Consider the following 14,409-nt stretch of genomic DNA (forward strand, 5'->3'; position numbering starts at 1 on the left):
CCTGATAGTATTAGTTTATCAGAATTATGTAAATAAAAAGGCGGAAAAATGAAATCATTTTTCCACCTCTTTTACGTATTTTATTGACCTAAGTCTAATTCGTTCTCCATAACTTCCTTCACCATGCGCCGAACCTCATCGGTCGTCTTCGTATTCATCAAATCGTTTCTCAATTCAGCGGCACCTCTAAACCCGCGGATATAGATCTTGAAAAAGCGAAGTAGTGGTTTGAATGGACGCGGTTCTTCTTCTGTCGAATATTTATCGTGCAGATCCAATTGCAATAGTAGTAATTCAAGATACTCTTTCACACTATGTTCTCTCGGCTCTTTCTCGAAAGCAAATGGATTTGTGAAAACTCCTCGTCCGATCATTACGCCATCGACACCGTATTGTTCGACTAACTTCAGTCCTGTTGCGCGGTCAGGGATATCGCCGTTAATTGTTAACAATGTGTTAGGAGCAACTTCATCTCTTAACTTTTTAATTTCAGGAATCAGTTCCCAGTGTGCATCCACTTTGCTCATTTCTTTTCTTGTGCGAAGGTGAATGGACAGGTTTGCAATATCTTGTTCCAAAACATGTCGTAACCAATCGCGCCACTCGTCGATTTCAATATAGCCTAATCTTGTTTTTACACTGACTGGCAATCCGCCGGTTTTTGCGGCTTGAATGATTTCAGCTGCAACTTCAGGGCGCCGTATCAATCCCGCACCTTTTCCGTTCGCTGCCACGTTTTGCACCGGGCATCCCATATTGAGATCGATGCCACGGAAACCTAATTTTTTCATGTCAATGCTCATCTCTTTAAAATACTCAGGTTTATCGCCCCAGATATGCGCGACAATCGGCTGTTCATCCTCAGTGAACATCAAGCGGCCACGGACACTTTCTCTTCCATTAGGATGGCAATAGCTTTCCGTATTCGTAAATTCCGTGAAAAAAACATCCGGTCGTCCTGCTTCACTTATGACGTGACGGAAAACTACGTCTGTGACATCTTCCATTGGTGCTAATATGAAAAACGGCTTCGGTAATTCAAGCCAGAAATTATCTTCATTACTCATTTTGTATCCTCCTGTTGCAACTTATAAAAAGTAGTTAATTGCACTCATCAAATAGTATCATTTTTTTTGGTTACATGCACAAATACATTTTTCGGATTTCCGATAGTATGTAAAAACTCTAAAAAACCGTACATTCACTTTATCTTAAAAGTGAATGTACGGTCCTCTTGAAACTCTCCATCCCGATAAATCCGTTCCACGAAAGTGACGTTATTCTCCATGTCGATGAGAAGCACTGTCGATGAGCGTGTTCCATAGCCCTCCGATTTGATGAAAAGTGAAGAAAGCGCGCGTTCCAATTGAGCACCGACTCCGGTATCGGGAAGTTGCTCGTCCGGGAACGGTTCGGCATCCTGCAGCACATCGAACAGTTCGTCTGTCTGGATAACACGGTTTTGTTCGACGATTTCTTGGACACCCATTTTCCCCTTGACGACTTTTGGCCACGGCGTATTAAGAAAATGATTGCATAGACCATGTGTCCCTGGGGAAATCTTTTTCACTTCATTTTCAATATTCGAGTAGTAGAACAGCTCATCTGCTGTGCCGACAATCACATTGAAACCGGCATATTCAAGGCGTTTCTGTTGCAGGTATTTCAGGAATTCATCAGGTGAAGCAGTCGAATCAAGATAGCCTGTCACGATTTCGCCGCGCGAACGAAAGTCTTTTTTTTGTTCAGAATGGTCCCGGAAATTGGTCAATGCAGCAAATCGCCCGTTTTTAGTAATGCCAAGCCATGTACCATGTTGAGAAAGATCCCTTCCCGCCAACAAATGAGGCTTATCCTCCCAAAAATGCGCAGGGGCAGTCGGGCGCTGATAAAATTCATCCCGGTTCGCTGCTACGATTAATTTATAGATAGGATGTTCCTGATAATGAAAATTAATCAAACACATGACAACATCACATCTCCTTACCGAAAGTATACAATTTCCAAGTCGACATGAAAAGAAGTCGCTATGTAGACGATCAGTATTTATTCTAAAACATTTCATAAAATCACTTGCAAAACCTCCGAAAAACGAATAATATATGAAATGGATTAAATAATGTTCGTCTTTGGAGGCGTTTCTCTTTGTTTAAGTTACAAGAAAACAGTACAACAGTAAAAACAGAAGTCCTTGCAGGCTTTACGACCTTTTTTACGATGGTCTATATAGTGATTGTCAATCCAATCATCTTAAAAGACGCGGGAGTGCCTTTCGATCAGGTGTTTACCGCGACGATTATTGCGACGGTCATCGGGACATTGTGGATGGCACTCGCAGCAAACTATCCGATAGCGATTGCACCGGGAATGGGCATGAATGCATATTTCGCCTATTCAGTTGTCGGAACAAATGGCATAACGTATGAAACAGCTTTCGCGGCTGTATTTGTTGCAGGTCTTATTTTTGTTATTTTGTCTTTGACCTCTTTCCGAAAGGTATTAATTGAAGCAATTCCTGATAACTTGAAGCACGGGATTACGGCGGGCATTGGTTTGTTTATCGCCTTTATCGGGATGAGACAGGCTGGCATGATCGTTTCCCATCCATCGAATCTTGTAGCCCTTGGGGATCTTCACTCACCAACTGTGCTTTTTGCCTTATTAGGACTTACAGTTACGCTTATTTTGATGGCGATGAGAGTGCACGGGGCATTGTTCCTTGGCATGATTGTTACGGCTATCGTCGCTTTCTTCACTGGACATTTATCATTTGACCAAGGTTTCGTCCAAATGCCATCGCTACCGGAAGGACTCATCATTTCCAATCCGTTCACAGCCTTCGCGGATGTCTGGCAGCACATGCTGTTCCCGGTCGTCTTTTCATTCCTGATGGTGACGATCTTTGATACGACAGGTACAATGATCGGCGTTGCGCAGCAAGCTGGGTTAATGAAGGGCAATAAAATGCCCCGTGCACGCCAAGCACTACTTGCAGACTCTGTGGCAGCAACGGCCGGCTCGATGTTCGGAACTACTCCGACAAGTGCATATATCGAATCATCGGCAGGTGTAGCAGCAGGGGGAAGAACAGGACTCACTACGGTGACCGTCGCCATTCTATTTATCATTGCTGCTTTTTTCGGACCGCTTGTTAGTGCGGTTTCAGGTTTATCCTCAATTACAGCACCCGCATTGATAATCGTCGGAAGTTTAATGATGGGAGCTATTGCGAAGATCAAATGGGATGAAATTGACGAAGCGTTTCCTGCTTTTCTCATTATCTTAAGCATGCCGCTCACGTCAAGCATCGCAACAGGGATTGCATTAGGGTTCATTTCGTATCCGATCTTGAAAGTCGTTACAGGGAAATGGCGTGTCGTCCATCCTCTTGTCTATGTGTTTGCGGTATTATTCTTTTATCAATTGGCATTCCTACCTCACTAATCTTACCAAAGAGAGCAACTCCCAAATCAATGGGGTGTTGCTCTTTTTTAGTAGGGATCTTTGTGTAGGTGCCTGTGCAGCACACAATCGAGAAAATTCACAGGATATGAATAAAAAATAAATGGAAAGGTTAATGCGAAGGGGTTTCAATGTTTATCTTGTGTATATTCATACGCCATGTTGAATTGTCATAAGTGTGTCGTGCACAGGCACCTTTACAATTGCTGGTTTACTCCCATAATTCTAAGATTTATAATTTTGGTAGGGGGGATGTATATGATTCGTTTAGTAACGAAAAGTGATTTGGAACAAGCGGCTTCTTTGATAGCGATGGCTTATCCGGGTATGCAAATATCGGATGAGGAAGATAAGAAAGGGTTTATTGAGAGACTGACTCTTGAAATTGAATCTGAAAATAACTTGAAGTACTACGGGTTATTTAAAGAACAAAATGAGTTGGTAGGTGTGTATAAACTTCATGATTTAAAAGGGAATGTAAATGGAAAGATTGTTCGTATTTGGGGAATTGGCACGGTAGCGGTTCACTTTTTCCATAAAAAAGAAGGAGTAGCGAAACAGTTGCTGCAGCATTTTCATGAGCTTGCTAGACAAGAAGGTGTCGGGATTGTATCGCTATACCCTTTTAATACTTCTTTTTATCAAAAGATGGGATACGGTTATGGACCGACACGCTACCAATATAAGTTGAAGCCTGCAAGTTTTCCAAACAGTGGTGATCGAAAAAAAGTAGTCATGTTGTCCCCGGCAAATGAGGAAGAGATTGTTGCCGTTTACAATAATTTTGTATCGATGCATCATGGCATGATTGAGCGGACTTGGCATGAACGAACGTTAATTAAGAAAAAGCATTCGTATTATGCCGGAGTTTATGAGGGAAATGAGTTAATTGGTGCACTTGCTTATGCTTTGCAACCTTTACAAGATAGTCATTTTCTTCATCATCATATGAATATTCTTGAATGGGTATGGACGAAGCCGAGTGCTTTCATTGATTTGTGTACGTGGATCCACTCACAACAGGATCAAGTAGATCGTGTATACGTTCGGATGCATGATGAATCACTTATCTATCAATTTGATGATCCTCGAAACGATAGCATTAGGTTGATCCCGAGTGTGTATCATGAAATCGGAACGGTTGGCACGGGGATCATGTACAGAATTAGCTCAATCGAATCATTTGTACAACAAACTAATTTTAATTCATTGGATCGACCTGAAACCCCTGTCACGATTTCTTTGTTTGTTCGCGATTCTTTTATCCCGGAGCAAAACGGTAGTTACAAGTTAACATTCGGCGAAAATTGTTGGAGTATAGAAAAATCATTCAATCCCGCGGAGGAAGTTGACTTGAGCATTACGATTTCAGACCTGAGTTCTTGGTGGATGGGCTGTGTCAGCATGGAGAAGCTAGTCCAATATGGAAAAGTGGAAGTGAATAATTGGCCGGCAAAACAGTTGGATCGGTGGTTTATGCCTCCCACAAAGCCGGTATGTTTAACTTCGTTTTGAAAATGAAAAAATGTGGGGGAAGCCATGAACATCTCGTATTCCGGGTTTTCGCTACGACTATCGCCATAACAAATTTATGAAACGCTCGATTAAATTAGTTGTTTCTCAAAGTAATGAATTTAACGATGAAAAAGTTACACCTATCGAAAAAGGGATGAAGTATCCACCACTTGAGTGAATGCTTCATCCCGAATTTTTACGTCAATAAATCCCTCAAAGCTGAATCCAACTTTGGGAATTCAAAGTCAAATCCATTTTCCAGTAACACCTTGGGCAATACTTTTTGACCTTCAAGGACCAGTTTGCTCTTTTGTCCCAAGGCCAATTTCATAGCGATTGATGGTGCGGGAATCCAATGTGGACGGCCTAATACGCTGCCAATCGTCTTGCCGAAATCTTTCATTCTTAAAGGCGAGGGGGCTGTGGCGTTAACGGGGCCATGCAAACGCTCATTTTCTACAGCGAACAAAATCGCGCGAATCACATCAACGACATGAATCCATGAGACCCACTGTTTACCCGATCCAACCGTCCCACCAGCAAATAGTTTATATGGCAATACCATAAGAGGCAGTGCACCGCCGTCATTTCCTAACACGACCCCGAATCTCATGAAGACCGTGCGTGTCCCGAACTCCTCTACACGTTTCGCCTTTTTCTCCCAGTCATGAACCGTCCTGCCTAAAAAGTCATCCGTCATGTTAGTCGAATCTTCCGTATACACATCATTGAGAGATACAGGATAAATGCCAATTGCACTGGCATTAATAAATACGGAAGGTTTCTTAGGCATTTCGGAAATGATCCTAAGCAGTTCATCCGTTGCTACCATTCTGCTGTCATAGATTTGCTTTTGGTGTTTCTCCGTCCATCTTCCGTCATTTATCGAAACACCAGCCAAGTTAATGACGACATCGGCATTCCCGATTTCCTTTTCGGGACTCGCGTTTTCTTCGAGCCAAACTACATATGACAAATTGTTTGAGGAGGGCCTAACTTTCCTCGTTAGAACAACCACTTCATTACCTTTCTGCAGGAATAGGTCTATTAATTTATTTCCAATAAAACCAGTGCCACCCGCAATAACGATTTTCAACGTTTCACCTCCCATATAGCAAACTCACTTTTATTTTGTATATTCAGTCTACCATGAATGCATGCCGGACCCCCTATAAATATAGAGATTTCCCTCATATTCCACGGAAAATATACATGTTAGGATAGATGCCTAAAGTAATAATAAACATAAAAAGGAGGCAATCATGTCAGTCATGATTGCCTCTTTTGTAAAGGTACCTACACAGGGGCGTACGTCCATTTCTACACCTCTTGCCACGCTTTGATTCATCAAGAATCATCTCCTACAATGTAGGAAAAGTGATCATCATTTCTCCATCACTGTTGATGACTTCAATAATTTGGTCATCGAATAGATATGGTGTGTCTTTCTCATCTTGCGGTTTGACTTTCTCGTAAATGTTTTTCACCGACAAAACAGGAAACGTCACTGGTATGAAACGTCCTTTATGCAATACTTTCATATTGCCCATTAAAAACAATTCCTTGCTGGATGCCGCAAAACTTAAGTGGCCTACTTCTTTCTGTAAGTTTCCAGATACCAATTTAACGTTTTGCAACAATGAAATAATGCATAAAATGAAGTCATTAATGACATCGTGGGATAGCTTTTCCAAACCTTGTTCGATGAATAAATTATTGAAACCGTTTCGAATCTCTTTAAAGGAGAACATCGTTTCAATTTTTTTAGGTTTCCCTTTGCCTAAATTGTTAATGACTTCTTTGCAATCCACGAAAAATTCTTTCACATAACCTGAATTATTTTCCCTATGTACAATAAAATCCCCGAGTTCTTTGATCACTTTATTATCTTGTAGATCATTTTTTACAAATAATAAAAAGCTCAAGACGTCCTTTTCGTCAAAGCGTCTTTCTGCAAATTTATTGTAATAGTAATCAAAGAGTTGTCTCTCTTTTTTATCCAAAATGCTTCACTCCTTAAAGATCATTCTCTATGAAACGTTCATTACTTAATCATACCATGGAACGTTTTGGAGAAATAATATTTAACGCGGTAATAATTTTCTAAAACGGGTCGCGAAGCGTAGTGAGTTCTCGTTTCCGCCAAAAAACTTCCCATTCATACCAAAACAACATTCTATTTTTTGATTTAAAATATTGCACAAGGGAAACATCGCACATATAATAGCAATAATATATAGAACCTTGTAGAAATAAGGAGAATCATGATGATAGATTATTTTATAGGGCTTAGCCCAATCCAACAGGCATTAATTGCCACCTTATTCACCTGGGGGATGACAGCTATCGGAGCAGCCCTGGTGTTTACAACGAAAAAAGTCAATCAAAAGTTGATGGACGGGATGTTAGGCTTTGCGGGTGGCGTCATGATTGCCGCAAGTTTTTGGTCATTGCTTTCGCCTGCGATTGATATGGCAGAAGATGGACCATTTCCGTCTTGGTTTCCAGCAGCCATAGGTTTTTTATTGGGCGGCCTTTTTCTATGGCTCGCGGATAAAGTCATTCCTCACTTGCACCCAGGCTCTTCCATGAAAGATGCGGAAGGGATAAATCCCGCTAGCAAGCGACGCAGTACACTACTTGTCTTTGCGATAACTCTTCACAATATACCAGAAGGGCTTGCAATCGGAGTTGCCTTCGGGGCAGTTGCGGCCGGAATGCCAACCGCAACAATTGCTGCGGCAATCGCATTGGCTGTCGGAATTGGAATTCAAAACTTACCAGAAGGAACAGCAGTTTCGATGCCGCTGCGCAGAGATGGGATGTCCCGCAGAAAAAGCTTTTTCTATGGACAGTTGTCAGGTGCGGTTGAGCCTTTTTCGGCTGTAATAGGTGTTCTTGCAGTTACAACGATGCAACCGCTACTTCCATTTGCACTAAGTTTTGCGGCAGGGGCGATGATTTTTGTTGTTGTGGAAGAGGTTATTCCAGGCTCTCAGGAAAACGGGAACAAAGACCTTGCTTCACTTTGCTTAATGATTGGTTTCGCAGTAATGATGATTTTAGATGTAGCTTTTGGGTGAAAAATAAAGGCATAAAAAAGGAATCCCTCATAAAGAAGAAGGATTCCTTTTTTCATTTCTTAAAAACAAGTAAATTGATCGATTCGGTTTAAGTCAATTCCAAAATACTGCCATCTTCTTCGATTCGGATTCCAACGGTAACCCGCCACAGAAGTACGGCCTACGAATGTTGGGAAATACCAGAAACCGTTTCTTCTGGAAGTCCATATAAACGTATACCTGAATAGGCAACCTCTAATTGCGCCCGGGTCAACCCTTAATAGTGATGCGCTCGGGTAGGCCGGTGTGTAACTCGGCGGTGGTGCTGTTGGTGCTTGATGACCTCCCCCTTGGCCTGGGAATCCTCCCCCAGGAAATGAAGGTCCACCTTGGCCAGGGAAACCTCCTCCTGGGAAACCTCCTCCTGGGAATCCTGGTCCACCTTGACCCGGAAACCCGCCTCCTGGAAATCCACCTTGCCCAGGTGGAAAACCTGGTGGTCCGAAGCGTTGCGCTGTGTAATCCATGTTGCCTCCACCATATCCCCAGTCTTGACCGTAATTCGGCATTCCCATCCAAGGCATGCCGTCCATACCATAATTGGACATTCCTGCTCCAGGCATGCCGCCCATACCATAATTGGACATTCCTGCTCCAGGCATCCAACCGTCCATTCCATTTCCATTCATATTATTTGCCCCCCCTGTATATCCTTCAGGTAATTTTGGATACCATAATTCATTTTCGCGACTATTCGACATTAGTTCTCTCCCTTCAAGCAGTTCCTCCTATCTTATGTAACAATGAAAGAAATGGGTTGGACTCTTGGGTACGAAAACTTTTTTGGTGTTTTAGGGTCTAATGTATAGAGGGCAATTGGGGGTGGGGAATTGACAGGGCAGGAAAATGAGCAAGAAGTTGCTAAAAGGGCTATTCGTGGAGATGAAGAGGCATTTTTACAGTTAATCTCTATGAATAAAGAAGCGCTTTACAGAACAGCATTTGCCTATTTAAAAAACGAAGAAGATGCAGTGGACGCTGTACAGGAAGTGACAATGCGTGCCTTTGAGAAAATAAAAACGTTGCGGATGCCAGAATATGCAAAAACATGGCTGATCCGGATAATGATGAATCATTGTCATGATGTACTTCAAAAAAAGAAGCGTTATGTGTTCGATGAAAGTATCGGCGAATTAAAAGGGGTCAGTGATGATTTCACTTATATGGAAGTAGAAGAGGCACTTAGTCAATTATCAGAAAAAGATCGCCAATTAGTGCATCTCAAATATCTGCATGATATCAAAATTAAAGACATTGCCGATATGACATCTACGCCAGAAGGAACCGTGAAAACAAGGCTATACAAAGCAGTCAAATCATTACGGACGTTTTTGGAGGGAAAGGAGGAGGGTCAACTTGACGGAAGAGGAAAGAAAACTGAAGAAGTGGAAAGATGAAATTGAGAAGAGGGAAGTCCCTGTTGATCGGTTGGACCAAGCTATACAAATCGGGTTCGAAACGGCGAAAAGAAATCGTGGAAATAAAAAACGCGGCTATTTAAAACGCGGCCTATGGTCTACGGCCATCGCTGCCATTCTTATGTTCACTTTTATCACATCTATCCGTGTGTCTCCTGCATTTGCAAATGCCGTGTCGTCAATCCCCGGATTCTCAGGAATCGTCGAGATGATCCAAGATAATAAAGGGATTCAATTGGCAATTGAAAATGAACATTATCAAATTATCGGGACAACAGGGGAAACCGAGCGCGTAAAAGTCACGCTCGAAGGCATCATTACAGATGAAACGAGTTTAATCGTCTTTTCCAAAATCGAAAATAATAAAAAGCACCCTAATAGTTATCTAAATGGCTATCGAATACTCGATACCAATGGGAAAGAAATTCCAAATGATCAATCCTTTGGTACATCGTGGAATCAAATAAATGATTTGATAGCGACCAATACGACAGAGATTAAATTTAAGGGTCCTGTACCGACAGAAGAAATGATTTTGGAGTATCGATTTGCTGATGACATTGGAGATGATCAAGTTATTGAGACAATTCAAATCCCTTTTAAAGTGGAATTGAAGCCCGTGAAAAGAGAACAATATGCAGTTAACAAAACGGTTGTCGTCGAAGGACAGAAAATCCACATCCACTCAATCACAATCGGACCAATAAAGACAGCAGTCGAAGTAGAATATGATGCCGGAAATACGAAGAAAATCTTCGGATTCGAAGACTTGCGTATTGTGGATGAAAAAGGGGAAATATGGAGCGCCATCAAAAACGGGTCGACAGCAAGCTGGAGTGAGGATTCGCCTGTCATTAGTTACTTTTTGCAAAGTAATTATTTCAGAGAGACGGAACATCTTTATCTTCAGTTCAACAAGCTGATGGCTATGGATAAAGACGAAGCTGAATTGATCATCGATACAGAAAAGCAAGTAATCGTTAAGCAGCCAAAGGATAATCGATTTGGCAACCTAATGATTTATGGTCCATATATGGAAATCGAACTAAGAGGCGGAAAAGACTACCATCATGACCCGTTTTCAACAATTTATGACGCCGATGGCAAAGAGCTTCATAAAAAATCGAGTTCATTTTCAAAAAAAGACGAAGAAATTGTTAAGTTAGGCATTGATTTGCCAAATGAAAACTATAAAAATCCGATAAGATTCCCGCTATACGGTTATCCTTCTTATATAAAAGGCAATGTAAAAATCAAAATCAAGTAGCAGCAACCCACGGATGACTATTATCCGTGGGTTTTTCAATACATCATCACGCTAAAACAACATCACATTACCGTAGAACAAACTTTCGCAAAAATCACCAAAGTCCTTTCGATTTCGTGTACGATGAAAGTAGAAAGCGATTTCAAACAGGCGAAAGGGTGGTTGAAATGATCGAATTGACAGGAGCCTCACTCACACTTAAACAAATGGAAGAAATATTATATAAGAAGGAAAAAGTGGTATTGAATGCGGATGCATTGGAACGGGTGAAGAAAAGTAGGAAAGCGGTCGATAGAATCGTTGAAAACGATAAAACCGTCTATGGTATCAACACCGGTTTCGGCAAATTCAGCGATGTGAAAATTGACGAAAAGGATACGAAAGCATTACAGCTTCACCTCATTCGCTCACATGCATGCGGTGTAGGGGAGCCATTTTCCGAAATTGTTTCCCGGGCAATGGTCGTATTACGTCTAAATGCGCTGATGAAAGGATTTTCAGGAATCCGTGTCGAAGTGCTTGAGCGTTTTGCATTCATGGTGAATAACGGAATCCATCCAGTCATCCCGCAACAAGGATCATTAGGGGCTTCCGGGGATCTTGCACCGCTTTCCCATTTGGCCCTTGTTCTATTAGGGGAAGGGTTCGTGTGGCGAGATGGCGAACAAATCCCGGCAGAAGTTATTTGGAAAGATTTGGGAATAAGGCCGATTGTCCTTGAAGCAAAGGAAGGTCTTGCATTGATAAACGGTACACAAGCGATGACTGCTCAAGGCGTAGTGAATTACCTCGAAGCGGAAAAACTTGCATATGACAGCGAATGGATTGCCGCCATGACAATGGAAGCTTTGCACGGAATTACGGATGCCTTCCATCCTGCTATCCACGAAGCTCGCGGTTATAAGGAACAAGTCGATGTGGCTGCCCGGATATTAAATTGGTTAGACGGAAGCCAACTAACGACCACTCAAGGTGAAAAACGTGTCCAGGACGCCTACTCCATCCGCTGCATTCCGCAGGTACACGGCGCAAGTTGGCAAGTGTTGTCCTATGTAAAAGAGAAATTGGAAATTGAAATGAACGCCGCAACAGACAATCCTCTTATTTTTGAAGATGGGGAAGTCGTTGTATCCGGAGGAAACTTCCATGGACAGCCGATTGCATTTGCGATGGATTTCTTGAAAATCGGGATGGCGGAGCTCGCGAATATCTCTGAACGCCGGATCGAACGTCTCGTAAACCCGCAATTAAATGAAGGGTTGCCGCCGTTCCTAAGCCCACAGCCTGGCTTGCAGTCAGGTGCCATGATACTACAATATTCGGCAGCAAGCCTTGTATCGGAAAATAAAACGTTGGCACATCCGGCTTCTGTTGATTCGATCCCATCGTCCGGAAACCAAGAAGACCACGTATCGATGGGAACAATCGGCTCAAGGCACGCAGGACAGATCATTAAGAATGCAAGAAATGTCCTCGCGATCGAAGCATTATGCGCCATGACGGGATGCGCATTCCGAGGTGTCGATAAAATGGCGCCAAAAACACGCAAAGAATTTGAAGGTCTTTTGGAAATCGTAGATCCGATTAACGAAGACCGGATTTTCGGACCTGATATTGAAAGAATTGCAGATTACTTAAAAGCGTAAATTAAAGGTATCATGTCATCCTTTTAAGGGCGGACATGATGCCTTTATTAATTTTTGCCTAACTTCTCATTTATGCCCACAGAGTTCTCATTAAAATAGAAAGACTTCTCGTTTACCAGTTCAATGAACCCAAAAAATTTGATATGATGGGAGTATTGGATTGCACGTAGAAATAAAGAAAGGGAGGTCAAACTAATGGAAAATAAACCACATATCCTTTTGATCGACGGGATGGCCGTTTTATTCAGATCGTTTTTCGCGACTTCTGCAATGGGACATTTCTTCCCGAACGCGGACGGTGTTCCGACAAATGGTGTGCAAGGATTTGGGCGACACGCGTTGACGGCCGCTTCAATTTTCAACCCAACGCATCTAGCAGTTTGTTGGGATATGAGCGCACATACATTCAGGAACGACTTATTTGACGGATATAAGGCGAACCGCCCTGCGCCGGCGCCGGAACTTTTACCTCAGTTCGACATGACGCGTGATTTATCCGAATTGATTGGTTGGAAGAATTATGGGATTCAAGGGATGGAAGCGGATGATCTCATCGGCTCGCTTGTCTGCGAGTGGGAAGGGAAGGCGGACATCACAATCGTAACTGGTGATAAGGATCTTCTACAATTGCTAAGGCCGGGCGTGAAAATTGCGTTCATGAAAAAGGGCTATAACATCTATGATATTTACGATGAACAACGTTTTATCGAAGAATATGAAATCCCGCCCCATCGCTTCGTTGAGATAAAGGCATTCACGGGAGATGCAAGTGACGGATATCCAGGCGTGAAAGGCATCGGTCCGAAAACTGCTTTAAAACTGATCAAAGAATACGAAACGGTCGAAAAGGTCGTCGAATCCTTACATGAACTTGCTCCAGGGATGAGAAAAAAGATTGAGGCGGATATGGAAATGCTGCACCTTTCTAAACAGTTAGCCCAAATCCATTGTGAGATAGATTTCGAAGATCCGATTGAAGAATTGATTTTACCGGAATTCTCTTCCAGTGAATTAAGAGACCAATTAGAACAACATGGCTATTCAATGATCTTGAGACAGCTGAATTCTCTATTCCCGGAACAAACAAAAACCACCGTCTAAGCGACAGTGGTTTTTGCTATTTTTACAAATGAAAGAATGGGTTTATTCGGTTCATAGGCAATTTCACGCACTTGGCTATTCCGATTCCTTCCGCCATTGTCGTGGACGATCAGTACAACACCCGCAGAAGTTTCCTTGTAACCGACTACAGGTACCCAGTGATAATCGTAAACATACTTGCCGAACCAATGGAACGTAAACCATTTATCGAATTTCGCCGCAACCGGGCGGCCCTCATCAATTTCTTTCCTTAACCCCGATAGGTTGCAATCTTCAACAATCCAATCAGGACCTAACACTTTACGCATCCGTCGAACGAAACGCCACTTGAACAAACCGATCTTTGTCCCGCCAAGCATGTGATAGAGATTATCGATACCAGACTTCGACGATTCGTGCATATGGTGGCAAAGGATGGTGTATGCTGTCACAGGACCACAGGCGGAAGGGCGGAAACGCTCATCGATGTCATTGTCGTATTGAGACTTTCCAATGAAACCATCAATTAATTTCATCTCCGACCCTCCCTCCATCGAAATCAGCCGTTTACTTTTTCAACATTTTCAAGGAAATCGGTAACTTGATCTGGAGTTTTTGCGTTTGCGCTATGCAAATGTGCTTTCTTCTCACCGTTTTCGAAAATCAATAGGCTTGGAATGCCCATTACTTCATATTTTTCCGCGATTTCAGGCAATACATCGCGATCTACGTCATACCATGTATACATATCGTATTCTTCAACAATCGGGTCAATGAACATGTCCATACGCGTGCAATCAGGGCACCAGCCTGCTTGGAACTTGATTAACGCTTTGCCTTCACCGTTGATGACTTGATTGAATTGCTCAGCTGTTGTAATTGATTTCATATTAATTCCG

The 14,409-nt window shown here is 42.4% G+C and carries 14 protein-coding genes; 7 read left to right on the forward strand and 7 right to left on the reverse strand.

Annotated features, from left to right (window positions below; translation table 11 throughout):
* Positions 1 to 80: 80 nt before the first annotated feature.
* Both P5G49_RS15160 and P5G49_RS15165 read right to left on the reverse strand, forming a co-directional pair.
* On the reverse strand, positions 81 to 1,067 hold the full coding sequence (locus P5G49_RS15160; protein ID WP_301245134.1) for a tRNA dihydrouridine synthase: 987 nt from the start codon (positions 1,065 to 1,067) through the stop codon (positions 81 to 83).
* A gap of 134 nt (positions 1,068 to 1,201) precedes the next feature.
* Complete coding sequence (locus tag P5G49_RS15165) at positions 1,202 to 1,966, reverse strand: NRDE family protein (RefSeq protein ID WP_301245136.1); 765 nt, start codon at positions 1,964 to 1,966, stop codon at positions 1,202 to 1,204.
* A 179-nt stretch (positions 1,967 to 2,145) separates the two neighbouring features.
* Between P5G49_RS15165 and P5G49_RS15170 the strand changes: the two genes are divergently transcribed.
* Together P5G49_RS15170 and P5G49_RS15175 are read left to right on the forward strand one after the other, a co-directional pair.
* A complete protein-coding gene (locus tag P5G49_RS15170) occupies positions 2,146 to 3,444 on the forward strand; it encodes an NCS2 family permease (RefSeq protein ID WP_301245138.1) in 1,299 nt (432 codons plus the stop codon).
* A gap of 276 nt (positions 3,445 to 3,720) precedes the next feature.
* On the forward strand, positions 3,721 to 4,977 hold the full coding sequence (locus tag P5G49_RS15175) for a GNAT family N-acetyltransferase (protein WP_301245140.1): 1,257 nt from the start codon (positions 3,721 to 3,723) through the stop codon (positions 4,975 to 4,977).
* Positions 4,978 to 5,173: 196 nt separating this feature from the next.
* Here P5G49_RS15175 and P5G49_RS15180 read toward each other — a convergent pair whose 3' ends face one another.
* Both P5G49_RS15180 and P5G49_RS15185 read right to left on the reverse strand, forming a co-directional pair.
* A complete protein-coding gene (locus P5G49_RS15180; RefSeq protein ID WP_301245141.1) occupies positions 5,174 to 6,073 on the reverse strand; it encodes a TIGR01777 family oxidoreductase in 900 nt (299 codons plus the stop codon).
* A gap of 265 nt (positions 6,074 to 6,338) precedes the next feature.
* Positions 6,339 to 6,980, reverse strand: coding sequence for a hypothetical protein (locus P5G49_RS15185; RefSeq protein ID WP_301245142.1), 642 nt, complete (start codon positions 6,978 to 6,980; stop codon positions 6,339 to 6,341).
* Between the two features lie 264 nt (positions 6,981 to 7,244).
* Between P5G49_RS15185 and P5G49_RS15190 the strand changes: the two genes are divergently transcribed.
* A complete protein-coding gene (locus tag P5G49_RS15190; RefSeq protein WP_301245144.1) occupies positions 7,245 to 8,060 on the forward strand; it encodes a ZIP family metal transporter in 816 nt (271 codons plus the stop codon).
* 59 nt (positions 8,061 to 8,119) lie between these two features.
* Here the strand turns inward: P5G49_RS15190 and P5G49_RS15195 are convergent, their stop codons facing one another.
* Positions 8,120 to 8,800: a hypothetical protein gene (locus tag P5G49_RS15195; RefSeq protein ID WP_301245146.1), complete on the reverse strand. Its 681-nt coding sequence runs from the start codon at positions 8,798 to 8,800 to the stop codon at positions 8,120 to 8,122.
* A gap of 129 nt (positions 8,801 to 8,929) precedes the next feature.
* On the opposite strand from P5G49_RS15195, the gene P5G49_RS15200 reads away from it, so the two are divergent.
* The 4 genes from P5G49_RS15200 to P5G49_RS15215 all read left to right on the forward strand — a co-directional run bounded on the left by P5G49_RS15200 (position 8,930) and on the right by P5G49_RS15215 (position 13,531).
* Complete coding sequence (locus P5G49_RS15200) at positions 8,930 to 9,496, forward strand: sigma-70 family RNA polymerase sigma factor (RefSeq protein WP_301245148.1); 567 nt, start codon at positions 8,930 to 8,932, stop codon at positions 9,494 to 9,496.
* Positions 9,456 to 10,784: a DUF4179 domain-containing protein gene (locus P5G49_RS15205; protein ID WP_301245150.1), complete on the forward strand. Its 1,329-nt coding sequence runs from the start codon at positions 9,456 to 9,458 to the stop codon at positions 10,782 to 10,784. The genes P5G49_RS15200 and P5G49_RS15205 overlap by 41 nt, the downstream gene beginning before the upstream one ends.
* Positions 10,785 to 10,951: 167 nt before the next feature.
* A complete protein-coding gene (gene hutH, locus P5G49_RS15210) occupies positions 10,952 to 12,430 on the forward strand; it encodes a histidine ammonia-lyase (RefSeq protein ID WP_301245152.1) in 1,479 nt (492 codons plus the stop codon).
* Between the two features lie 195 nt (positions 12,431 to 12,625).
* Positions 12,626 to 13,531, forward strand: coding sequence for a 5'-3' exonuclease (locus P5G49_RS15215; RefSeq protein ID WP_301245154.1), 906 nt, complete (start codon positions 12,626 to 12,628; stop codon positions 13,529 to 13,531).
* Here P5G49_RS15215 and P5G49_RS15220 read toward each other — a convergent pair.
* Positions 13,528 to 14,046, reverse strand: coding sequence for a cysteine peptidase family C39 domain-containing protein (locus tag P5G49_RS15220; RefSeq protein WP_301245156.1), 519 nt, complete (start codon positions 14,044 to 14,046; stop codon positions 13,528 to 13,530). The genes P5G49_RS15215 and P5G49_RS15220 overlap by 4 nt on opposite strands.
* Before the next feature lie 23 nt (positions 14,047 to 14,069).
* Positions 14,070 to 14,399 (reverse strand): thioredoxin family protein, encoded by a 330-nt coding sequence (locus P5G49_RS15225; protein ID WP_301245158.1) that lies wholly within the window; start codon positions 14,397 to 14,399, stop codon positions 14,070 to 14,072.
* Positions 14,400 to 14,409 lie beyond the last annotated feature (10 nt).

It is taken from the genome of Sporosarcina highlanderae (assembly GCF_030433715.1).
In the GTDB taxonomy this organism is placed as follows: Bacteria; Bacillota; Bacilli; order Bacillales_A; family Planococcaceae; genus Sporosarcina; species Sporosarcina highlanderae.

Excerpts from the sequence above, each read along its gene's own strand:
- P5G49_RS15160 (WP_301245134.1), bottom strand. The coding sequence starts at position 1,067 with ATGAGTAATGAAGATAATTTCTGGCTTGAATTACCGAAGCCGTTTTTC.
- P5G49_RS15165 (WP_301245136.1), bottom strand. The coding sequence starts at position 1,966 with ATGTGTTTGATTAATTTTCATTATCAGGAACATCCTATCTATAAATTA.
- P5G49_RS15175 (WP_301245140.1), top strand. The coding sequence starts at position 3,721 with ATGATTCGTTTAGTAACGAAAAGTGATTTGGAACAAGCGGCTTCTTTG.
- P5G49_RS15190 (WP_301245144.1), top strand. The coding sequence starts at position 7,245 with ATGATAGATTATTTTATAGGGCTTAGCCCAATCCAACAGGCATTAATT.
- P5G49_RS15195 (WP_301245146.1), bottom strand. The coding sequence starts at position 8,800 with ATGTCGAATAGTCGCGAAAATGAATTATGGTATCCAAAATTACCTGAA.
- hutH (WP_301245152.1), top strand. The coding sequence starts at position 10,952 with ATGATCGAATTGACAGGAGCCTCACTCACACTTAAACAAATGGAAGAA.
- P5G49_RS15215 (WP_301245154.1), top strand. The coding sequence starts at position 12,626 with ATGGAAAATAAACCACATATCCTTTTGATCGACGGGATGGCCGTTTTA.
- P5G49_RS15220 (WP_301245156.1), bottom strand. The coding sequence starts at position 14,046 with ATGAAATTAATTGATGGTTTCATTGGAAAGTCTCAATACGACAATGAC.
- P5G49_RS15225 (WP_301245158.1), bottom strand. The coding sequence starts at position 14,399 with ATGAAATCAATTACAACAGCTGAGCAATTCAATCAAGTCATCAACGGT.